The sequence below is a fragment of the Intrasporangium calvum DSM 43043 genome, from assembly GCF_000184685.1.
Classification (GTDB): Bacteria; Actinomycetota; Actinomycetes; order Actinomycetales; family Dermatophilaceae; genus Intrasporangium; species Intrasporangium calvum.
Map to the genome: position 1 here is coordinate 2,772,053 of NC_014830.1, position 21,218 is coordinate 2,793,270.

Below are 21,218 nucleotides of genomic sequence, written 5' to 3' on the forward strand. Positions count from 1 at the left end.
GCCAACTATATGGACGTCGGAGGCAGCTCGGGCGGTGTGGTTGAGTTGGTGCCCACACCACGAGTCCGCCCTTCGGGGGCCTTGAAGGAGGCGTCAGTGACAGCCGCATCGGCCGGGACACCCGCAATTCCCGCCACGGGCGGGCCCCCGCCGTCAGTCGACCCGGTGCGCGGTCGCATCGAGGTGCGTCGGCTGACCAAGCGGTTCGGCCGCCTCACCGCGGTCGACCACCTCGACCTCGACGTCGTTCCCGGACGGATCACCGGCTTCCTCGGGCCCAACGGCGCGGGCAAGACGACGACCCTGCGGATGCTCCTCGGCCTGATCCGCCCCAGCGCGGGGACCGCGACCATCGAGGGACGTCGCTACCACGACATCGCCAACCCGCTGACCGTCGTCGGCTCGGCTCTCGAGGCCACCAACTTCCATCCCGGCCGCAGCGGCCGCAACCACCTCCGCGTCCTCGCGGACGCCGCCGGGATCCCAGGCCGCCGAGTGGACGAGATGCTCGAGCTCGTCGGCATCCCCGCTGCCGCGAGCAAGCGGGCGGGTGGCTACTCCATGGGAATGCGGCAGCGGCTCGGACTCGCAGGGGCCCTGCTCGGTGACCCTCGCGTCATCATCCTCGACGAGCCCGCCAACGGCCTCGACCCCGACGGGATCCGCTGGCTGCGGGGCTTCCTGCGACACCTGTCCTCCGAGGGGCGCACCCTGCTCATCTCGAGCCACCTCCTGTCAGAGGTCGAGCAGACCGTCGATGACGTCGTCATCATCGCCAATGGCAAACGCGTCGCCCAGGGCACCGTCGACGAGCTCCGCGGAGATCCGACGGCCTTCGTCCGCACCTCCGACCCCGACCGGCTGGCGAGCACCCTCGCCGGGCGGGGGCTGAGCGTCGCGCGCCGTGACGGCGGTCTGCATGTGACGACCAGCGACCTGTCGATGGTCGGCGACATCGCCCATGCCGCCGACATCGCGATCCACGAGCTGCGCGCGGAGAAGACCCATCTCGAGGAGCTGTACTTCACGCTCACCGACCAGGACCAGTACCGGAACCGCAACCTGGGGAGAACCGACGAGCGGCCCCCCGGCCAGCTGCCCCCGCCCAGTGGGTCCCCGGTCGAGCCCACCTCGGAGGACCGGCCATGAGCAAGGCGATCAAGGCGGAGTTCCGCAAGTTCTTCACCACTCGTCTCTGGTGGGGCATGCTCATCGCGATCGTCGCCGCAGGTGCAGCGCTCGCGGCCCTCTTCGCACTCCTGTTCACCAGCGGCACGGTCATGGGCGAGGGCCGGCCAGGCCTCCCGACGACCGATGCCGAGCTCGCCCGGACGACCTTCACGAGCGGAATCGCGGTCGGCTACCTGCTCACGCTCGCCATCGGGGTGATGACCGTCGGCGCGGAGTACCGCCACAAGACGATCACCGCGACCTTCCTCGCCGAGCCCAAGCGCAGCGTCGTCATGGCTGCCAAGACGATCCTGCTGCTCGTGGTGGGGGCCATGTACGGGTTCGCCTCCCTCGTCGCGTCGGTGGCCACCGGCGCGACGATCCTCTCGTCGCGTGGGCACGAGCCCTTCGCAGACGCCACCATCTGGCGCACGCTCGCGCTGTCGTTGCTCGTCCTCGGGCTCTGGTCCCTCATCGGCCTCGGCGTCGGCATCCTCATCCCGAACCAGGTCGCCGCCCTGCTCATCGCCGTCGGCGTCGCCTGGATCGTCGAGCCGATCATCGGTGCCGTCCTCCCGCTGAGCGACGTCGGCGCCGCCATCGCGCCCTACCTGCCGTCCCAGGCGACCAACGCCACGCTGGACGTCCAGAACGTCGGGTTCGGCGGTCCGGTCGCCAACCAGCTCACCTGGTGGGGCGGCGCCCTGGTGCTGACCGGGTACGCCGTCGTGATGGCCCTGATCGGCACCGTCCGGACGGTCCGGTCCGACATCTCCTGAGCCGACGGCGCACGGGCGGGCCGGTCGCCCCCTGGCTCCACCCCTGCTCCAGGCGCGGCTCCATCACCGCTTTCGCCATTCAGACGTCAGTCGGGGTGGACGAGGGTGGAGGGCTACGCTGACCCTGTACTTCGCATTGACGCACCCCCGGCGACGAAAGAGGCGCAACGCCGTGTCTGATCAGTCCACGTCCGGTGACCCGATGGCATCCTTCGGACCGAACGAATGGCTCGTAGACGAGCTGTACCAGCAGTATCTGACTGACAAGAACTCGGTGGACCGTGCCTGGTGGGAGTTCTTCGAGGGCTACACCCCGCATGACGCGGACACCCGTCGGGAGCTGGCCGGCGGCAACGGTGCACCTGCCGGACCAGCCGTGAAGGCGCCACCCCCTTCGACCGCCACCGCCCCGTCGGCCCCGGCCACGGCGGCCGCGAAGACCCGGCCTGCGCCGGCAGCCACGGCCGGGGTGCCTGCCAAGGTCGCCGCGCCGGCGACCGCCGCTGCACCCCAGCCCGAGACCCCGGCCGCGGCGACGAGAGCACCGGCTGCCACCCCCGACGCCCCGACCGCTGCCGCTGACGGCGCGGCGCCGAAGCCCCGGGACATCCCTGCCGTCAAGGGGACCGGTCCGGTGAACGAGGACGTCCTCGTGCCCCTACGTGGGGCGCCCGCGCGCGTGGTCACGAACATGGAGTCGTCGCTCGAGGTCCCCACCGCGACGAGCGTCCGCGCGGTTCCGGCCAAGCTGCTCATCGACAACCGCGTCGTCATCAACAACCACCTCGCTCGCTCGCGCGGCGGCAAGGTCAGCTTCACCCACATCATCGGCTATGCGATGGTCAAGGCCCTCGGCGTCATGCCTGAGATGAACTACGGCTACGCAGAGACGAACGGCAAGCCCGCCGTGCTCCAGCCGGCCCACGTCAACTTCGGCCTCGCGATCGACCTGCAGAAGCCGGACGGGTCCCGCACCCTCGTCGTGCCGTCGATCAAGTCGGCTGAGGAGATGGACTTCGTCCACTTCTGGACGGCCTACGAGGACATGGTCAAGAAGGCCCGCAACAACAAGCTCACGGTCGAGGACTTCCAGGGCACGACGATCTCGCTCACGAACCCCGGCGGCATCGGCACCGTCCACTCGGTGCCCCGCCTGATGAAGGGGCAGGGCACGATCATCGGAGTCGGCGCGCTCGACTACCCGGCCGAGTGGCAGGGCGCGAGCACGGAGACGCTGAACCGCAACGCGGTGAGCAAGATCCTCACCCTGACCTCGACGTACGACCACCGGATCATCCAGGGCGCCGTCAGTGGAGACTTCCTCCGAGTCATCCACGAGCTGCTGCTCGGCGGGAACCGCTTCTACGACGAGATCTTCGAGTCGCTGCGCATCCCGTACGAGCCGGTCCGCTGGATCCAGGACATCGACTCGTCGCACGACGACGACATCAACAAGGTCGCCCGGGTCCAGGAGCTGATCCACGCCTACCGGGTCCGCGGACACCTGATGGCTGACACGGACCCACTCGAGTACAAGCAGCGCCGGCACCACGACCTCGACGTGACCACCCACGGCCTGACGCTGTGGGACCTCGACCGGACGTTCGCGACCGGCGGCTTCGGTGGCGCGCCGTTCCTCAAGCTGCGCAAGATCCTCGGCATCCTGCGTGACTCGTACTGCCGCACCGTCGGCATCGAGTACATGCACATCCAGGACCCGGACCAGCGCAAGTGGATCCAGGACAAGATGGAGGTCCCGTACAAGAAGATCTCGCGCGAGGAGCAGCTGCGGATCATGCGGCGGCTCAACGCCGCGGAGGCCTTCGAGACGTTCCTCCAGACGAAGTTCGTCGGTCAGAAGCGCTTCTCGCTCGAGGGCGGCGAGTCAGTCATCGCCCTGCTCGACCGCATCCTCTGGCGGGCGGCCGGCGACGACCTCGACGAGGTTTGCATCGGCATGCCGCACCGCGGCCGCCTCAACGTGCTCGCGAACATCGCCGGCAAGTCGTACGGGCAGATCTTCCGTGAGTTCGAGGGCAAGCAGGATCCGCAGTCGGTCCAGGGCTCCGGCGACGTGAAGTACCACCTCGGGACGGAGGGCGAGTTCCACGCCGAGGACGGCAAGAGCACCAAGGTCTACCTCGCCGCGAACCCGTCCCACCTCGAGGCCGTCAACCCGGTGCTGGAAGGGATCGTCCGGGCCAAGCAGGACCGGCTCAACCTCGCCGGGGAGTCCTTCACCGTCCTGCCCGTCCTCCTCCACGGAGACGCGGCCTTCGCCGGTCAGGGGGTCGTCGCCGAGACGCTCAACCTCTCCCAGCTGCGGGGTTACCGCACGGGCGGGACGATCCACGTCGTCATCAACAACCAGGTGGGCTTCACCACCTCCCCGAGCTCTTCCCGGTCATCGGTGTACTCCACCGACGTGGCGCGGATGATCCAGGCGCCGATCTTCCACGTCAACGGCGACGACCCCGAGGCCTGCGTGCGGGTCGCCGAGCTCGCCTACGAGTTCCGGCAGGAGTTCAACAAGGACGTCGTCGTCGACATGGTGTGCTACCGCCGACGCGGCCACAACGAGGGCGACGACCCGTCCATGACGCAGCCGTTGATGTACAACCTCATCGAGGCCAAGCGGTCGGTCCGCAAGCTCTACACCGAGTCGCTCATCGGCCGCGGCGACATCAGCGTGGAGGACGCCGAGGCGGCGCTGCGGGACTACCAGCAGCAGCTCGAGCGGGTCTTCATCGAGACCCGTGAAGCGGCCAAGGAGCTGGCCTCCCACGCGTCGAGGCAGGCGGACCCCGACACCGAGGTCCCGGACAACGCAGGCCTCGAGAAGCCGACGGCGCAGGTTCTCGATGACCGGGCACCGCACCGCTCCTCGAGCAAGACCGGTGTGCCCGCCGAGACGATCGTCCAGATCGGCGAGGCGTTCGGCAGGCCCCCGGCCGGCTTCACGGTGCACCCGAAGCTCAAGCAGCTCATGGACCGGCGCGTCCAGATGGTCCACGAGGGCGGTGTCGACTGGCCCATGGCGGAGCTGCTGGCCTTCGGCACGCTGCTCAAGGAGGGAACGCCGATCCGGCTCGCCGGCCAGGACAGCCGGCGGGGCACGTTCGTCCAGCGGCACGCCGTGCTCATCGACAAGACCACCGCGGAAGAGTGGACTCCGCTCCTCTATCTCGGCGAGGGGCAGGCCCGCTTCTGGGTCTACGACTCCCTCCTGTCCGAGTACGCCGCGATGGGCTTCGAGTACGGCTACTCGGTCGAGCGGCCGGATGCGCTCGTGCTGTGGGAAGCCCAGTTCGGTGACTTCGCCAACGGGGCCCAGACCATCGTCGACGAGTTCATCAGCAGCTCGGAGCAGAAGTGGGGCCAGCGCAGCTCTGTCGTCCTGCTCCTCCCGCACGGCTACGAGGGACAGGGCCCCGACCACAGCTCAGCGCGGATCGAGCGTTACCTCCAGCTCTGCGCCGAGAACAACATGACGGTCGCCTATCCCTCCACAGCCGCCAGCTACTTCCACCTCCTGAGGCGCCAGGCCTACGCCCGGCCACGCACGCCACTCGTCGTGTTCACCCCCAAGTCGATGCTGCGGAGCAAGGCGGCAGCCAGTGACGTCGAGGCCTTCACGCAAGGTGGTTTCCAGCCGGTCCTCGCCGACCACGACGGCGTCGCCGAGAACGTCGACCGGGTCCTCTTCGCCTCCGGCAAGGTCGTCCACGAGCTGGATGCCGAGCGGGCGAAGCGGGAGGACACTGCGACGGCCATCATCCGCGTGGAGCAGCTCTACCCGATCCCGGTCGAGGAGATCCGCGAGGTTGCGGCCCGCTACCCCGGTGCCGAGCTGATGTGGGTCCAGGACGAGCCGCGCAACCAGGGCGCCTGGCCCCTGATGGCCCAGTGGCTCCACGAGGACCTCGCCAGGGTCGGCGAGACGCGACCGTGGCGAGTCGTGGCCCGCAAGGCCTCCGCCTCACCGGCGACGGGCTCGACGAAGAAGCATGCAGCCGAGCAGGCCGAGCTCATGGACCAGGCGTTCATCCGCTCTCGCTGACCGCACTGTCACACGAACGCTCCGCCGACGCCAGGCACTCACCCCCACCAACGGGTGGGTGCCTGGCGGCCGCCGAGCCTCCATCGCCGCACCCGAGCCACGCGATAACCTCCGAGGGTGTATTTCACCGACCGCGGAATCGAGGAGCTCGCCAGCCGGCGCGGCGAGGAACAGGTCAGTCTCGCGTGGCTCGCCGACCAGCTGAGGACCTTCGTCGATCTGAACCCGGAGTTCGAGGTCCCCATCGACCGCCTGGCGACCTGGCTGGCCCGACTCGACGACGAGGACTGACGACGTGACCGACTCCGCCAACAGCCAGGACCGGCCCACCTTCGGCGTGGGACCTGCCTACCCCTCCGCCCACACGCAGTTCGACAACGGCGGCGCCGACCGCACCCCGCCGCCGCCGGCCGACCCGCCGGTCCTCGCGGAAGAGCAGCCCGCGTCTGCAGACGAGTCCACCAGCGTGGGTGAGCCCCCGACCCACGAGCCCTACTTCGCCCCGACCCCCGCGTTCACGGTGGCGGACGGTGTTCGCGACGTCGGGATGGTGTTCGTCGGCGCCTCGACGACCGCGGGCTACGGGGATCCCAAGGGTCTCGGCTGGGTCGGCCGCGTGGTCGCCCGCACGCAGCACCCCGACATCGACCTGACCTCTTACAACCTCGGCGTCCGAGGCAGCACGTCGGGGGACGTCGTCACCCGGTGGGCAGCCGAGGCGCAGCCGCGCTGGAAGGGCCGCTCCGAGCGCCGCCTCGTGCTCTCCTTCGGCACGGCCGACATCCTCACCGGCATGACGATGGCGAGATCGCGGCTCAACCTGGCCAACGTCATCGACGAGGCGACCAACGCCGGCATCGGGGTCTTCGTCGTCGGCCTGACCCCGTCGCTCGACGGTGAGCTCAACCGGCGCATCGAGGCTCTCGCCGAGGCGCAGGCGGATGTGTGCTCCCGACGCGGGGTCACCTACGTCGACTGTTTCCGGCCCTTGGCGAGCCATGACCAGTGGATGGCTGACCTCGCGGCGAGCCCTGACCGGGCGCACCCGGGTCAGGCCGGCTACGGCCTCATCGCCTGGCTGGTCCTGCACAATGGCTGGAACGACTGGCTCTCGCTGCGCTGATCGAGGAGCGACCGGCGGATCGGCGGATCGGCGGCCCTGATAGGGCCGGAGCTCTGTGGCCTTCATCACAGGGCTCCCCGGGCCGGCCCACGGTCCCCCGTCCCTGGGGCTCACCTCTGTGGGCCCGTCATGGGCCCATCACCGACCGGACGGGAAGGTGCCCTGGAGACGTGCGGGAGTCGCGATGGCCGCCACCACGCCGGCGATCGCCAGGACGCCCAGTCCGGCCGCGAGGAGGACCTGATCCGACTCGAACAGGGACCAGGCGACCGGTAGGAGCAGCAGGTTCCACACGAGGGTGGGCGTGCGCGCCCAGCTCTGGCGCCGCCCCCAGGCACGGGCCAGGACCAGCAGGGCGATTCCGAAGATGAGGATGAGAGCCCCGGACGTCGCAGCCGTCGTCAGGGAGTTCGCAGCGCCGACGGCCATCTCGTACCCGTAGAAGCCAGCGAGGACGAGCAGGATGGTCCCCTCGAGGAGCGTCAGGAGGGCCGCGACGACGGGTGCCCACGCACGCCCGGGTGTCGGAACGAGAGGCTCGGCGGGATCGGTTGAAGGCGTCGCATCGGTCACCGTTGGAGCCTACTGGCGCCCGGGAGGGCGAAGACCCGGGCCTTCTACCCGCCAAGTCCACGCGGGGTGGGTATGGATCTGAACGCCAACTGCAGATAGGATCAACTCTTGGTGTGATTAGCCCCCAAAGCCTTGCAGCACCCATGGGCTCTCGGCACACTGGTTGATGACCCGAGACGCGTACGGAACCTCTTCGTGCGCGTTTCCGTTGGTCAGGGGGAACGTGATCCCCGGGTCACACCGGCACGGTCACACCAACACCGACGACCAATGGCTCCGACAACGACGCTGGCGCCCGAGAACCGCACCACCACCAACCCAGCGTGGTGCCGAACGACATGACGAAGGAGCACGAGCCACATGGATTGGCGCGACCGCGCTGCCTGTCTGGATGCCGATCCGGAACTGTTCTTCCCCATCGGCAACACTGGTCCGGCCATCCTGCAGATCGAAGAGGCGAAGGCCGTGTGCCGGACCTGTCCGGTCATCGACACCTGCCTCAAGTGGGCCCTCGAGACCGGGCAGGATGCCGGTGTCTGGGGTGGCCTCAGTGAGGACGAGCGCCGAGCTCTCAAGCGCCGCAACGCCAGGGCGCGCCGCGCCGGCTGACCCCGAACGTCTCACGCGAGCCCGGTGACCCGTCGTGGTCACCGGGCTCGCGTCTGCCTGACGTCACCCCCCGTCGGCTCCCCGTCCCTCCAACCCGGAGCCGCGCAGGACCTCAGTTCGGCGGCCTCAGGCTGGCGGTGAACCGGGCCCGGGTTCCCCGCGGGCTGCCCGGCTCCCACGTGATCCGCCCCTGGAGGTCCGCGACGAGGGACTGGACGATCTGCGTGCCCAGCCCGGAGCCGGGCGGGCGGGCGGGGTCGATGCCCTTGCCGTCGTCGACGACCGACACGATGACCATCGCCCTGCCGCGTTCGTCGCTGAGCCGCTCGATGGTCACCTCGAGCGCTCCCCCACGCTCACCGAGACCGTGCTCGATCGCGTTCTGGACCAGCTCGCTCATGATCATCGCGAGCGCGGTCGCGTCCTCGGCGCGGAGCCGGCCGAACGACCCCTCGACCCGGCTGTCGATCGGCGCGCCGTTCGAGGAGACCTCGATGATGGCCTGCAGGCCACGCTTGGCGATGGTGTCGAAGTCCACGGACTCGTCGAAGCCCTGGCTCAGCTGGTCGTGGACGGTGGCGATGGTGCCGACCCGTCGCTCGGCCTCTTGCAGGGCCGTCCGGGCCTCACCCTCGGGGACGCGGCGGGCCTGGAGGCGCAGCAGCGCGGCGACGGACTGGAGGTTGTTCTTGACCCGGTGGTGGATCTCCCGGATGGTCGCCTCCTTGGTCATGAGCTCGCGTTCCCGGCGGCGCAGCTCCCCGACGTCGCGGAGCAGCACCAGCGCGCCGAAGCGCTGGCCTGCTTCCGTGAGCGGGATGGCGCGCATCGAGACCGTCGTGCCTCCGCCGACGACCTCGGTGCGCCACGGCTGGCGTCCGGTGACCACGAGGGGCAGGCCCTCGTCGACGGGGTACGACTCGCGGATGTTCTCGGTGACCACCTGCGCGAGGCTGGCGCCGACGACCTCGCCGAGGTGGCCGAGCCGGTGCAGGGCCGAGACCGCGTTGGGGCTGGCGTAGGTGACGACGCCGTCGATGTCGAGCCGGATGACGCCGTCGCCGACTCTCGGCGCGCCGCGGCGCAGGCCGGTCGGCGCGGCACCGTGCGGGAACTCGCCGGCCGAGACCATGCGGCAGAGGGCGTCGGCGGTCGCGAGGTAGGTGATCTCGAGGCGGCTCGGGGTGCGCGTCGTCCAGAGGTTGGTGTGGCGGGTGACGACGGCGACCACCCGGCCGCTGCGGACGACGGGGATGTACTCCTCCCGGACGGACTGGCTGCCGGAGTCGCTGGGCACCTCGACCTGCCGGACCCGGAGGATCCGTTGCTCGGCGGCCGCCTCGTCGAGCAGCGGACCGGCGTGCTCGTCGTCGGCCCGGCGGCCGACCTGGTCGTCGACGTAGACGAGGTGTCCCGTGGTGGGCCGGACGTGGGCCACGGCCTCCCAGGAGTCAGCGGTGGAGCGGACCCACAGGACCAGGTCGGCGAAGGAGAGGTCGGCGATCAGCTGCCAGTCCCCGACGAGCATGTGGAGCCACTCCACGTCATGCTCGCCGAGCACGGTCCGCTGCCGGAGGAGCTCGCTCAGGGTTGCCACAGGGTGAGCCTATGCGTCCGGGTCGACCCACCCGTTGCCGTATGCCGCTGGGCTCGGTCCCGTCTCCGTCTTTCCGTGGCGTGGGCCGGGGAAGACGGAGACGGCTGGGACCGGGCTCAGCGACTTGGCTGGCTGCTGGCCTTCTTCGTCGAGGTGCGCTTCGCTGTGGCCCGGGGCGCCGGGGCCTTGGCCGGCTGCTCCGGGACCGCGGGTCGGCTGGTCGCGGTGCTCGACGATGCGGGCTTGGTCACGGTGCGCAGGGTGCGGAGTGCGACCGACAGCGCGGCGATCCCGGCGTAGGACATCCGCTCGATCCCGCCCAGCGCCGCCTTGGCCCGGTGCAGCGCGTCGGCGTTGAGCTCGGACCACTCGGCGAGCCGTTGGTCGGCGGGTTCACCGGGTCGGCTGACCTCGAGCACGGAGCGCGTCAGGATGTCGAGCACCGCGTAGAGGTCGTCGCGGAGCGCGCCTCGGGCCATGGCGTCCCACCGGTTCTCTCGCGGCAGCGACGTGACGCGGTTGAGCATCGCGTCGATCGAGAACGTGTCGGATGTCAGGAAGTACACCGCAGCGACGTCGTCGAGGGTCTCGCCGGTGTCGGCGGCGATCTCGATGCAGTCGAGCAGCGAGTACGAGTCGAGCAGCGACGCCGCGGACAGGGCGAGATCCTCCGGCACGCCCTTGGCCTCGAACTCCTTGGCCCGGCCGAGCAGCCGCGCCTGCTCGCGGCCCTGGAGCAGCTGTGACATCCGGCCGCCGAGAGCCGCGATCCCCGGACGGAACCGGTCCACCTCCGCCGCGATGTCGAGCGTGGCCGGCCGCGTCGTGAGGAACCATCGGATCGCCCGGTCGAGCAGTCGCCGGAACTCGAGGTAGAGGCTCGTCTGGGCGGCGGTGGTCACGACGTTGTCGGTCTCCTCCACGCGCGCGACGTAGCCGGCCAGGTCGAACACCTCACGGCACACGACGTAGGCTCGGGCCACCTGCTCCGGCGACGCCCCGGTCTCCTCGACCGCACGGTAGGTGAAGGTGATCCCGCCTCGGTTGATCATGCTGTTCGCGACGGCGTTCGTGATGATCTCGCGTCGCAGGGGGTGGGTGGCGATCTGGTCGGCGAACTTGCGGCGCAACGGCGTCGGGAAGTACTCGGCCAAGGTCGTGCCGAACCACGCGTCCTCCGGCAAGGACGAGGTGATGAGCTGGTTCTTGAGGTGCAGCTTCGAGTAGGCCACGAGGACGGAGAACTCCGGTGAGGTCAGTCCGGCACCGGCCTTCTGGCGCCGGGCGATCTCGGCGTCGCTCGGCAGGAACTCGAGGGCCCGGTCGAGATCGCCGTGCTCCTCGAGGAACTGGATGAGCCGCTCGTGGACCGGCAGCATCGCGTGCTCCTGCGCCCGCGCGTTGCCGAGCAGGACGTTCTGCTCGTAGTTGTCGCGCAGCACCTGCTCGGCCACCTCGTCGGTCATCGAGGCGAGCAGTGCGTTGCGACGCTTCATCGTCATCTCGCCCGTCCGGGTCAGCCCGGTGAGGAGGATCTTGATGTTGACCTCGTGGTCGGAGGTGTCGACGCCGGCGCTGTTGTCGATGGCGTCGGTGTTGATCCGGACGCCGGCGAGCGCCGCCTCGATCCGGCCGAGCTGGCTCGCCCCGAGGTTGCCGCCCTCGCCCGCGACCTTGCAGCGCAGGTCAGCTCCGTTGACGCGGATCGCGTCGTTGGCCCGGTCGCCGATCTCGGAGTTGGTCTCGGTGGACGCCTTGACGTAGGTGCCGATGCCGCCGTTCCACAGCAGGTCGACGGGCGCAAGGAGGATCGCCTTCATCAGCTCTGCCGGGGTCAGGCTCTTCGTCTGGGGACGCAGCCCGAGCGCCTGGACCATCTGCGGCGTGACGGGGACCGACTTGAGGGACCGGTCGAACACCCCGCCGCCCTTGGCGATGAGGCTGCGGTCGTAGTCGGCCCACGACGAGCCCGGCAGGTCGAAGAGTCGACGACGCTCGGCGAAGGACGGACCCGGATCGGGATCCGGGTCGACGAAGATGTGCCGGTGGTCGAAGGCCGCGACGAGGCGGATGTGCTCGGACAGGAGCATCCCGTTGCCGAAGACGTCGCCGCTCATGTCGCCGACACCGACCACGGTGAAGGGCTCCGACTGCGTGTCCACGCCCATCTCCCGGAAGTGGCGCTTGACCGACTCCCAGGCCCCACGGGCCGTGATGCCCATGCCCTTGTGGTCGTAGCCGGCCGACCCGCCGGAGGCGAAGGCGTCGTCCAGCCAGAAGCCGTAGTCCGCCGAGATCCCGTTGGCGATGTCGGAGAACTTCGCGGTCCCCTTGTCGGCGGCAACCACGAGGTAGGTGTCGTCGTCGTCATGTCGCACGACGCGGCGCGGCGCGACGACCTCGCCGGACACCAGGTTGTCCGTCACGTCGAGGAGGCCGGAGATGAACATCCGGTAGGACGCGATGCCCTCGTCGAGCCAGGCCCCGCGGTCCACGGCGGGGTTCGGCAGCTGCTTGGGGTAGAAACCGCCCTTCGAGCCGGTCGGAACGATGACGGCGTTCTTCACCATCTGGGCCTTGACGAGACCGAGCACCTCGGTCCGGAAGTCCTCGCGGCGGTCGGACCACCGCAGGCCCCCGCGCGCGACCTTGCCGAAGCGCAGGTGCACGCCCTCGACGCGCGGGCTGTAGACCCAGATCTCGTACATGGGGCGCGGCGCCGGCAGGTCTGGAACCCGCTTCGGGTCGAGCTTGAGGGCGACGTAGGGCTTGGGGGCCCCCGACTCGTCGGGCTGGTAGAAGTTCGTGCGCAGGCCGGCGCGGATGACGCCCAGCAGGGCACGGATGATCCGGTCGTGGTCGAGGCTGGCCACCTCGTCGAGCGCTTCACGGATCGTGGCGACGTGCGCCTTGGCCCGGGACTCCCGCTTGGTGCGGCCCGCCTCGGTGTCGGGGAAACGCTCCGGGTCGAACCGGGCCTCGAAGAGGTCGACGAGGCCGCGCGCCACGTGCGGGTGGGCGACGAGGGCCGACTCGACATACTCCTGGGAGAAGGTGGAACCTGACTGCCGCAGATACTTGGCGACGGCGCGCAGGATGACGATCTGCCGTGAGGTCAGGCCCGCGACCAGAACGAGCGCGTTGAAGCCGTCGGACTCGGTCTCCCCGGCCCACACGGCCCGGAAGGCCTCCTCGAAGCGGTCCTTCACATCGGCCGCCGCTGCCCCCTCAGCCCACTGGGCGGAGTCGACCCGCAGCCCGAAGTCGTAGATGTGCAGTTCCCCGAACTCTGACCCCTGGAGCTCGTAGGGCCGCTCGTCGGTCACCTCGACCCCGAGGTGGGTGAAGAACGGCAGCACCTGGGTCAGGGAGAGCCGGCCGCGCCGGTAGAGCTTCAGTCGACGCTCCTGCGGATCCTTGGAGTTCGGGTCGCGGTAGAGGTGCAGGGCCGTCGCGGTCGGGCCCTCGCCGAGCGCCTCGACGCGGTCGAGGTCGTCGGCGGCGATGCCCACCCCGAAGTCCTCCTTGTAGGCCTCGGGGAGCGCCTTGGCGTAGTCCGCCATGGCTCGGGCGGTGGCCTCCGCGTCACGCCGGCGGCTGAGCTCTTCGACGAGGTCCTCGTCCCAGGTCCGGGTCGCCTCGACGACTCGCTGCTCCAGCGCGTCCGAGTCGACCTCGGGGATCTCGACCCCGGAGGGCATCCGGACCACGAAGTGGAGCCGGGCCAGGGTCGACTCGCTCACCCGGGTGGTGAAGTCGATGCTGTCCCCGCCGAACGCCTCGAGGAGCACGGACTGGATCCGGAGACGGACGGTCGTGTTGTAGCGGTCCCTGGGCAGGTAGACGAGGCAGGACATGAACCGCCCGAACTCGTCCCGCCGGAGGAAGAGCTTGGTCTTTCGGCGCTCCTGGATGTGCAGCACCGAGGTCGCCACCTCGGCCAGCTGCGCGGCGCTCGTCTGGAAGAGCTCGTCTCGCGGGTAGGTCTCGAGGATCTGGAGGATGTCCTTGCCCGAGTGGCTCTCCGGCGTCAGGCCGGTGAGGCGCAGCACCTCCTGGGCTCGGACGTCGAGAAGCGGGATGTCGTGGATCGTGTCGTTGTAGGCGGGCGACGCGTAGAGCCCGAGGAACCGCTGCTCCCCGACGCACTCTCCGCGCGCATTGAACTTCTTGACGGAGATGTAGTCCAGGTAGACGTCCCGGTGCACGGTGGCCCGCGAGTTGGCCTTGGTGATGATCAGGATCGTCGAGTCCCGGGCCGCGCGGCTGGCAGCCGGGGTGAGGACGATGCCCGTGCCGGCCTGGGGCCGGTCATACCGAAGCAGGCCGAGGCCGGTCCCCGGGACCTGTCGGGACACGTCGTTGCCCTCCTCCCGGCTGAGGGAGTACTCGCGGTAGCCGAGAAAGGTGAAGTTGTTGTGCGCGAGCCACTCGAGGAAGCGGCTCGCCTCGCGCGCCTCGTGCGGGCTCGTGCCGGGTGGTGTCGCCGACTTGAGCTCGCTGGCGATGGTGAGCGCGTGGGCCCGCATCTTGGGCCAGTCCTCCACGGCGTCGCGGACGTTCTGGAGGACGTGCCGAAGACGCTCCTCCACCTCGGGAATGGCGGAGGCCGGCAGTCGGTCGATCTCGAGGTGCATCCACGACTCACGGACGAGGGCGACCTCGTCGGGGATCTCGGTCGTCGGTTCGGTCACGACGTCGACCAGCTCGCCGGTCACGGTCCGGGTGACGTTCATCTGGGGGTGGACGATGATGTGGACTCCGCGGTCGAAGCCGCCGAGGGCGGCGACGACCGAGTCGACGAGGAAGGGCATGTCGTCGAGCACGATGTCGACGTTCGTGTACTTGACGTCATGGCCCGCCGCGTCGACGTCGGCATTGGTCACGCGGACGTTGAACGTGCCGACCGGTCGGTGCTGGGCGAACTCCCTGTGCCCCATGGCGATCGAAGCCAGCTCGGCTGGCTCGCGAGCGATCAGGTCCTCGGTCGCGACGAGACGGTAGTACGCCTTGAGGAAGGCGTTCGAGCCGTCCTGTGGGGCTGGCCCGGCCTTGGCCCGGCCCCGGGTGCGGCTCGTGGCGGCGCCCTTCGGGCTGGGGGTGGTCAGGGCCGCGGCAGCGGCCTGGAGAACGTCGATCCTGGACTGCTCGAGTGGCGCAGACATGCGATGCTCTTGTTCCTCATCAATGGCCAGTACGCGTCACGCCGTCGTGCGCGCATCTCATGATGTGAGCCTATCCCCGTGGGGCGCTGCCCCCGAACCCACCCATCGGCACCGCACCGGGCGGCGTCCGGCGCCGGTGGAGAACGGCCGCGGCCCGTGTCCGCGAGTCCCTACAGTGGGCACATGACCGGGTTCGGCCCTCACTCCACCCCCCGCTGGCGCTGCGGGCGACCCGGCGACTCTGCGCGCCCTCGACCAGTCGCGCCGCGTCACCGCCGAGCTGGCCGACCAGCTGCTCACCCATCTCCCCGACCTGGGCGATATCGGCACCCAGCGCGCGCTGGACAGCTGGGTCGAGCAGGCTGCCGACACCCTCCGGGCGCTGTCCGAGGCGCTCGAGGAGCGGCTCATCGACGTGGGCAGCGCGGCCGGCGTCCCGGCGGGAGCGACCCAGCGGGCCGGAGCCCTCCGGGGCACCTCGGTCGTCTCCGCAACCCGGAGCGCCGGGCCCGGGCCGGGACGCGAGCGGACATGAGGCGAATCGGGGACCCGGGTTCCACCTCCGCCCTCGGCGGCGCCCTCCGGCAGCAGGCGATCACCCTGGCTGACCTCGTCGCCGATCTGACCCAGGTGGCGAACCGGGCCGAGAGAGCAGGACGTCCCGATGCCACGACGCGGGAGCGCGAGCTGCTCGAGCGGACGGCCCGAGAGCTGGATGCCGTCGGTGCCGCTCTCCAGTCCTACACGGCGACCGTGCTCGCTGGTGCGGCTCGCACGCGGGAGCTGGCCACCGAGGCGGCTCGCGCCGACCTGGTCGTCGACGGAAGTCTCGTGCTCGAGGCCCCGGGCCCGAGCCGGGTCGACCCGACCGTGCGACTCCGCGCCCGCGAGCGCCTCCAGGAGCTGCTCAACCGGGTGACCGCGGCCGAGGGCAAGGAGCTCGGCCGGATCGCGCGTGAGCTGGAGCGCTCGGGACCGGCCCTCGCGACGGTCAGTGAACGGTCGCGACTCGGGTCCTGACCGGCCGTTGCCGCGCCGTGTGCCTTAGCGTTGGGGCATGCGGATCACCGAGACGATCACCTACCACGCCCCGGTGGACGTGGTCTATGCGATGAAGACGAGTCCCGAGTTCCAGGAGCGCAAGTGCGCCGACTCCGGGGCCCTGCGGCACGACGTCGCCGTCCGTGAGGAGGGCGCGGGGGCCGTGGTGGTGACCCGCCGAGACCTGTCTTCCGACGGGCTGCCGGACTTCGTCAAGTCCATCGTGGGCGCGCACCTCTCGGTGACCGAGACCTACCGCTGGAGCGCCCCTTCCGCCGACGGGTCGCGAGACGGCACCCTGACGGTCGAGGCTGCCGGCGCCCCCGTGGCGATGCGCGGGACGGTGCGGATGGAGCCGCAGGGCGGGTCGACGCACCTGACCATCGACGGCGACCTCAAGGCGAACGTCCCGCTCATCGGCGGCCGGATCGAGAAGGCGGCAGCGCCGGCCTTCATCAAGGCGCTCCGGAGCGAGCACGAGTCCGGTCGGCGTTGGTTGGACGAGCGCAGCTGAGCGGGCTGCGGTGCGGCGGGTCACCGCCGGGCAGGCACGCGCCGCCCCGAGCCCAGCGGCATACGACAGGTGCCGTATGCCGCTGGGCTCGCTTCACCTCGACCGTCAGCTCCCCCGCGTGGCTCCGTCCGGAGGCGCTGGTCAGCGCATGTGGGGGTAACGGTGGTCGGTCGGGGGGACGAAGGTCTCCTTGATCGAGCGCACGCTCGTCCAGCGGAGCAGGTTCTGCGCGGCGCCGGCCTTGTCGTTCGTGCCGGACGCCCGGCCGCCACCGAACGGCTGCTGCCCGACGACCGCCCCGGTCGGCTTGTCGTTGATGTAGAAGTTGCCCGCCGCGAAGCGAAGCCGCGCGGTTGCGTCGGCGATCGCAGCACGGTCCTGCGCGATGATCGAGCCGGTCAGTGCGTACGGGGCCACGCGCTCCATCTGGTCGAGGACGCGGTCGTAGTCGCCGTCGTCGTAGACGTGCACCGACAGGATCGGCCCGAAGTACTCCGTCGTGTAGCACTCGTCGTCGGGGTCGCTCGCGACCCAGATCGTGGGCCGGATGAAGTAGCCGACGGAGTCGTCGTAGGTGCCGCCCGCGATGACGTCGACGCCGTCGGTGGCGTGCGCCCGGTCGATGGCTGCCTTGTGCTTGGCGAAGGCCCGCTCGTCGATCACGGCCCCGAGGAACTGCGTGAAGTCGGTGATGTCACCCTGCTCCAGCCCGTTGGTGAGGTCGACCAGCTCGTCGCGGATCTGCTTCCACACCGAGGCGGGGACGTAGGCGCGCGAGGCGGCCGAGCACTTCTGGCCCTGGTACTCGAACGCGCCGCGGATCATTGCCGTGCGCAGCACCGCCGGGTCGGCGGACGGGTGGGCGAGGATGAAGTCCTTGCCGCCGGTCTCGCCCACGAGTCGCGGGTAGGTGCGGTAGCGGTCGAGGTTGCCCGCGACCTCCTTCCACAGGTGCTGGAAGGTCGGCGTCGAGCCGGTGAAGTGGATGCCGGCCAGGTCGGGGTCGGTCAGCGTCACCTTCGAGACCTCGGCGCCGTGGCCGGTGAGCATGTTGATGACGCCCGGCGGGAGGCCGGCCTCCTCGAGCAGGTCCATGATGACCGTCGCCGCCCGCTGCTGCGTCGGTGCCGGCTTCCACACCACGGTGTTGCCCATCAGGGCCGGAGCGGTCGGCAGGTTGCCCGCGATCGACGTGAAGTTGAACGGGGTGATCGCGTAGACGAAGCCCTCGAGGGAACGGTAGTCGGAGCGGTTCCAGACCCCCTTGGAGTTCAGCGGTGGCTGCTGCTCGAGGAGCTGCCGGGCGAAGTGGACGTTGATCCGCCAGAAGTCGATCAGCTCGCAGGCCGCGTCGATCTCGGCCTGGTAGGCCGTCTTGGACTGGCCGAGCATCGTCGCAGCGTTCAGGCGGGCCCGCCACGGCCCGGCCAGCAGCTCCGCGGCCTTGAGCAGGATCGCGGCCCGGTCGTCGAAGGCGAGCTCCCGCCACATGGGCGCCGCACCCTTGGCGGCGGCCACGGCCCTCGACGCGTCAGCGGCGGTGGCACCGCGCAGCGTGCCGAGCACTTTCGCGTGCGCGTGCGGCTGGCGCACCGTGATCTCCTCACCGCCCCCGAGCACCCGCTGACCGTCGATGACGTGGGTCAGCTCGACCGGCGTGGCGGCGAGCTCGGTCAGAGCCGCCTCCAACGCGGAGCGCTCCGGGGAACCGGGCGCGTAGTCGAGCACCGGCTCGTTGACCGGTGCAGGGACGTGGGTCACTGCGTCCATCGAGACTCCTGCTGTGTGTGGGTCGCGCCGTTCAACGGCGTGGGGGACGGTCGCCTGGTGGGCGACCGTCCCATCGTTCCACGCCGTCGATCCCAGGGCAGGAGCGGTGCGGCGTACCGCTCAGCGCAGGACCGTGAGGCCCCACGGGTAGCGGTACTGCTCACCCCGGCTCGCGAGGACGGCGCCCCGCACGTGGCAGTACACGCTCGTCGCGAAGGCCGCGACCCACAGGATGATGGCGACCGGGATGCCGATCAGCGTGATGAAGAAGATCCAGCCGACGATCGTCGTGGCCCAGATGACGAGATTGAAGTTGAACGCGCCGGCGGCGGACTGCCGGACGAAGGCGCTCCGGTCCTTGTGGACCGCCCAGATCACGAGCGGACCGAGGAAGGAGAGCCAGCCGACCGAGAGCACTGCGGCGACCAGGGTGGAGATGTGACCGAGAACCGCCCAAGTGCGCTCGTCGTCGGTGACGGCGACGGCGTCGCGGGTCGGGTCCGGCCGGTATGGGTAGGTCATGCGACCAGTCTGCGCCAAGGCGTGCCGCCGAACCATGGAGGTCTGCCCTGAACGCACCCTGAGGAGACCCTGAACGTCCGCGCCGGCAGACGCGGCAGACGCGGCAGACGCGGCAGACGCGGCTGGCTCAGCTGGCTCAGCTGGCTCAGCTGGCTCAGCTGGCTCAGCTGGCTCAGCGGGGGGCCGCGACCGCTGGGGTGGCGGCGAGGCTGCACACCGGGCTGCTCGGGTCGTCGAGGTCGAGGGTCGCGAGCAGGGTGCGGATCATCGCCTGGTGCCCGCGGGCGCCCGGATGGCACGAGTCGTCGAGCCATCCGTCCGGAGCCACGTCGGACCCGACCTCGCGAGCCGCCCGCTCCCACGCGGCCGCGTGGTCCACGAGGACGACCCCGAGCGTCTCGGCCACCTCCCGGACGGCTGCGGCGTAGCGACCCATCAGCTCTGGGGTCCGAGCACCGTCGGGCAGCACGGGCGGTGGCGTCTGGAGCACCACCGTCGCCCCGACGTCCCGGCCCTGCTGGACGATCTGGTCGAGCCGGTAACGGAACCCGCGGACGCCCTCGTCCGAGTCGAGCATGTCGTTCGTCCCGTACATCACCAACAGCACGTCTGGTGCGAACCGTCCGGCCCGCCAGTGGAACTCGCCGAGCAGGCTCTGCGCGGTGCTTCCGGAGACGCCGGAGTTGATGACCGCGTCGCCGAGCCTGCCGAGCTCGCCCCGGACCCGCTCGGCGAAGAGCTCGACGAAGTTGCGCCAGCCATGGGTGTGCACGACGCCCTGGGTGATGCTGTCACCGATGAAGGTCCAGGTCACCGGGGGCCCGGCGAGGACCTCGCGCAGGCGCTCGGCGTCGCGGCGGGCGTACTCGTCGGCGGTGAAGTCCATTGGCGCACGGTAACAAGGGCTCTGGCCCTCTGGCCCACCACCGCTCACGGGCTGGACAGCGTGCCAGGTCCGGGCGGTCTCAGGCGACGCTGCTCTCCCGCACCCACCCTTCCGGCAGGGGCTGCGGCCGCTCGCCACCGTGGAGCGACGCCTCAACCGGTAGCCGCGCCGCGAAGCGGGCCACCGCACCACCCACCGCTGCATCCGCGAGGATCCGCCGGTGCCCGAGACCGGCGGTCGTGTACAGGCGAGCGCCGGGCCAGTGCGCCACGAGGCGAGCCGACCCGCTGTGCGCTGTCTCCCTGTCGTGGAGGTCGTGGACGACCAGCAGGGGCGGCCGCGGATCCAGCTGCGCACCGAGGCGCGCAACGTCGAGCTCGGCCGCCGGATAGCCCGTGCGTCGCTCTGCCCGCGCGACCAGGTGTCGTTCGGTGCGCCGACCGAACCGGAGCATGTCCCGGAACCGGCGCAGGGACGACCGGTCCCTCGCCCCACGCCCATCCGCGGACGGCCCGACCGCGCCGCCGCACCTCGAAGGTGCCGCCGAGCAGCTCTCGCGTGCCTTTCCCGGGCGAGGGGTCGACCTGAGCCGGCGGCGCCAGCCGGAACCACCACCGCTCCGCCCAGGCCGCAGCCACGCCGGGGGACGCCAGGTCGGCCGCCCGGAAGGTGAGTCGACTCCCGGCGAAAAGGATAGCACGAACGATCATGCTTTTCTGGGAACGAAAGAGGTGATGAGGACTCCTGGGAGTGAGGGCCCGTGCGCGCCGAGCCGGAGAGAGGGTGTCGTCCGCCGGTCAGGCGGACCGTCGCCGACAGCGCTCGAGCAGCCGCTCGAAGGCCCGACGCGCGTGCTCGTCGGCCCTCGGGTCGCGCATCAGTCGGCGTGCGTAGTGGTGTGACAGGAGGATCCCCTCCAGCTCGTAGGCGACCAGCGCAGGGTCGACGTCCGGGTCGAAGTGCCCCTCGGCGACCGCTGTCCGGATGACGAGTGCGATGGACTCCTGCTTGTCGCGCTCGGCGCGGACCAGCTCGTCGCGCACCGGGCCCTCTTGGTCGTCATACTCGCTCGCCGCATTGACGAAGATGCAGCCACCGCCGAAGCGGCTCGTCTGCCACGCGAGCCAGTGCTCGAAGACGGCCCGGAGTCGCGGCTCCCCACGGGGCGCCTTCACCGCCGGGCGCAGGACATTGTCGGTGAACAGGTCACGTGCGTAGCGCAGCACCTCGACCTGCAGGGACTCCTTCGACATGAAGTGGGCGTAGAGCCCGCTCTTGGAGAGACTGGCCGCCGACGCGAGCGTGCCGATGGTGAGGCCGCCGAGGCCGACCCGGGACGCCAGCTCACTGGCCTCCCCGAGGATGGCGGTCTTGGTCTGCTCGCCCTTGCTCACCTCGGAATAAAAGCA

16 protein-coding genes are annotated in these 21,218 nt (G+C 70.3%); 8 read left to right on the plus strand and 8 right to left on the minus strand.

Annotated elements, in window-relative coordinates; genetic code table 11:
* Nucleotides 1–96 precede the first annotated feature (96 nt).
* The 5 genes from INTCA_RS12555 (at nucleotide 97) to INTCA_RS12570 (ending at nucleotide 7,132) form a co-directional block, all read left to right on the plus strand.
* Entirely contained in the window at nucleotides 97–1,149 is a 1,053-nt protein-coding gene (locus tag INTCA_RS12555) for an ABC transporter ATP-binding protein (protein WP_013493296.1), read from the plus strand.
* A complete protein-coding gene (locus INTCA_RS12560; protein ID WP_013493297.1) occupies nucleotides 1,146–1,949 on the plus strand; it encodes an ABC transporter permease in 804 nt (267 codons plus the stop codon). The genes INTCA_RS12555 and INTCA_RS12560 overlap by 4 nt, the downstream gene beginning before the upstream one ends.
* A 172-nt stretch (nucleotides 1,950–2,121) precedes the next feature.
* Nucleotides 2,122–6,009, plus strand: coding sequence for a multifunctional oxoglutarate decarboxylase/oxoglutarate dehydrogenase thiamine pyrophosphate-binding subunit/dihydrolipoyllysine-residue succinyltransferase subunit (locus INTCA_RS12565; protein WP_013493298.1), 3,888 nt, complete (start codon nucleotides 2,122–2,124; stop codon nucleotides 6,007–6,009).
* A 117-nt stretch (nucleotides 6,010–6,126) separates the two neighbouring features.
* Nucleotides 6,127–6,300: a DUF6104 family protein gene (locus INTCA_RS19865; RefSeq protein ID WP_013493299.1), complete on the plus strand. Its 174-nt coding sequence runs from the start codon at nucleotides 6,127–6,129 to the stop codon at nucleotides 6,298–6,300.
* A gap of 4 nt (nucleotides 6,301–6,304) precedes the next feature.
* Nucleotides 6,305–7,132: a GDSL-type esterase/lipase family protein gene (locus tag INTCA_RS12570; RefSeq protein ID WP_013493300.1), complete on the plus strand. Its 828-nt coding sequence runs from the start codon at nucleotides 6,305–6,307 to the stop codon at nucleotides 7,130–7,132.
* A gap of 138 nt (nucleotides 7,133–7,270) precedes the next feature.
* On the opposite strand, the gene INTCA_RS12575 is transcribed toward INTCA_RS12570, so the two are convergent.
* The gene (locus INTCA_RS12575) at nucleotides 7,271–7,705 is read right to left on the minus strand and encodes a hypothetical protein (RefSeq protein ID WP_013493301.1); all 435 of its coding nucleotides are present in this window, start codon (nucleotides 7,703–7,705) and stop codon (nucleotides 7,271–7,273) included.
* A gap of 360 nt (nucleotides 7,706–8,065) precedes the next feature.
* Between INTCA_RS12575 and INTCA_RS12580 the strand changes: the two genes are divergently transcribed.
* Nucleotides 8,066–8,314 (plus strand): WhiB family transcriptional regulator, encoded by a 249-nt coding sequence (locus INTCA_RS12580; RefSeq protein WP_013493302.1) that lies wholly within the window; start codon nucleotides 8,066–8,068, stop codon nucleotides 8,312–8,314.
* Between the two features lie 112 nt (nucleotides 8,315–8,426).
* Here the strand turns inward: INTCA_RS12580 and INTCA_RS12585 are convergent, their stop codons facing one another.
* The gene (locus INTCA_RS12585) at nucleotides 8,427–9,911 is read right to left on the minus strand and encodes a sensor histidine kinase (protein WP_013493303.1); all 1,485 of its coding nucleotides are present in this window, start codon (nucleotides 9,909–9,911) and stop codon (nucleotides 8,427–8,429) included.
* Nucleotides 9,912–10,027: 116 nt separating this feature from the next.
* On the minus strand, nucleotides 10,028–15,076 hold the full coding sequence (locus INTCA_RS12590; protein WP_013493304.1) for an NAD-glutamate dehydrogenase: 5,049 nt from the start codon (nucleotides 15,074–15,076) through the stop codon (nucleotides 10,028–10,030).
* A 531-nt stretch (nucleotides 15,077–15,607) separates the two neighbouring features.
* Here INTCA_RS12590 and INTCA_RS12595 point away from each other — a divergent pair.
* Nucleotides 15,608–16,096 carry a hypothetical protein gene (locus INTCA_RS12595; RefSeq protein ID WP_013493305.1) on the plus strand — a complete coding sequence of 163 codons (489 nt, stop codon included), beginning with the start codon at nucleotides 15,608–15,610 and terminating at the stop codon, nucleotides 16,094–16,096.
* Between the two features lie 37 nt (nucleotides 16,097–16,133).
* Nucleotides 16,134–16,631: a DUF2505 domain-containing protein gene (locus INTCA_RS12600; RefSeq protein ID WP_013493306.1), complete on the plus strand. Its 498-nt coding sequence runs from the start codon at nucleotides 16,134–16,136 to the stop codon at nucleotides 16,629–16,631.
* A gap of 141 nt (nucleotides 16,632–16,772) precedes the next feature.
* On the opposite strand, the gene pruA is transcribed toward INTCA_RS12600, so the two are convergent.
* From pruA to INTCA_RS12625, 5 genes are all read right to left on the minus strand, one after another.
* Nucleotides 16,773–18,401, minus strand: a complete 1,629-nt coding sequence (gene pruA, locus INTCA_RS12605; RefSeq protein ID WP_013493307.1) for an L-glutamate gamma-semialdehyde dehydrogenase — start codon at nucleotides 18,399–18,401, stop codon at nucleotides 16,773–16,775.
* Between the two features lie 120 nt (nucleotides 18,402–18,521).
* Nucleotides 18,522–18,923 carry a DUF4870 domain-containing protein gene (locus INTCA_RS12610; protein ID WP_041307673.1) on the minus strand — a complete coding sequence of 134 codons (402 nt, stop codon included), beginning with the start codon at nucleotides 18,921–18,923 and terminating at the stop codon, nucleotides 18,522–18,524.
* A 172-nt stretch (nucleotides 18,924–19,095) separates the two neighbouring features.
* Entirely contained in the window at nucleotides 19,096–19,809 is a 714-nt protein-coding gene (locus INTCA_RS12615; protein ID WP_013493309.1) for an SGNH/GDSL hydrolase family protein, read from the minus strand.
* A gap of 79 nt (nucleotides 19,810–19,888) precedes the next feature.
* Nucleotides 19,889–20,263, minus strand: a complete 375-nt coding sequence (locus tag INTCA_RS18745) for a hypothetical protein (RefSeq protein ID WP_052338011.1) — start codon at nucleotides 20,261–20,263, stop codon at nucleotides 19,889–19,891.
* A 343-nt stretch (nucleotides 20,264–20,606) separates the two neighbouring features.
* Nucleotides 20,607–21,203: a TetR/AcrR family transcriptional regulator gene (locus tag INTCA_RS12625; protein ID WP_013493310.1), complete on the minus strand. Its 597-nt coding sequence runs from the start codon at nucleotides 21,201–21,203 to the stop codon at nucleotides 20,607–20,609.
* Nucleotides 21,204–21,218 lie beyond the last annotated feature (15 nt).

Coding starts and splice junctions, on each gene's coding strand:
- INTCA_RS12560 (WP_013493297.1), top strand. CDS start 1,146: ATGAGCAAGGCGATCAAGGCGGAGTTCCGCAAGTTCTTCACCACTCGT.
- INTCA_RS12580 (WP_013493302.1), top strand. CDS start 8,066: ATGGATTGGCGCGACCGCGCTGCCTGTCTGGATGCCGATCCGGAACTG.
- INTCA_RS12590 (WP_013493304.1), bottom strand. CDS start 15,076: ATGTCTGCGCCACTCGAGCAGTCCAGGATCGACGTTCTCCAGGCCGCT.
- INTCA_RS12595 (WP_013493305.1), top strand. CDS start 15,608: ATGAGGCGAATCGGGGACCCGGGTTCCACCTCCGCCCTCGGCGGCGCC.
- INTCA_RS12600 (WP_013493306.1), top strand. CDS start 16,134: ATGCGGATCACCGAGACGATCACCTACCACGCCCCGGTGGACGTGGTC.
- pruA (WP_013493307.1), bottom strand. CDS start 18,401: ATGGACGCAGTGACCCACGTCCCTGCACCGGTCAACGAGCCGGTGCTC.
- INTCA_RS12610 (WP_041307673.1), bottom strand. CDS start 18,923: ATGACCTACCCATACCGGCCGGACCCGACCCGCGACGCCGTCGCCGTC.
- INTCA_RS12615 (WP_013493309.1), bottom strand. CDS start 19,809: ATGGACTTCACCGCCGACGAGTACGCCCGCCGCGACGCCGAGCGCCTG.
- INTCA_RS18745 (WP_052338011.1), bottom strand. CDS start 20,263: ATGCTCCGGTTCGGTCGGCGCACCGAACGACACCTGGTCGCGCGGGCA.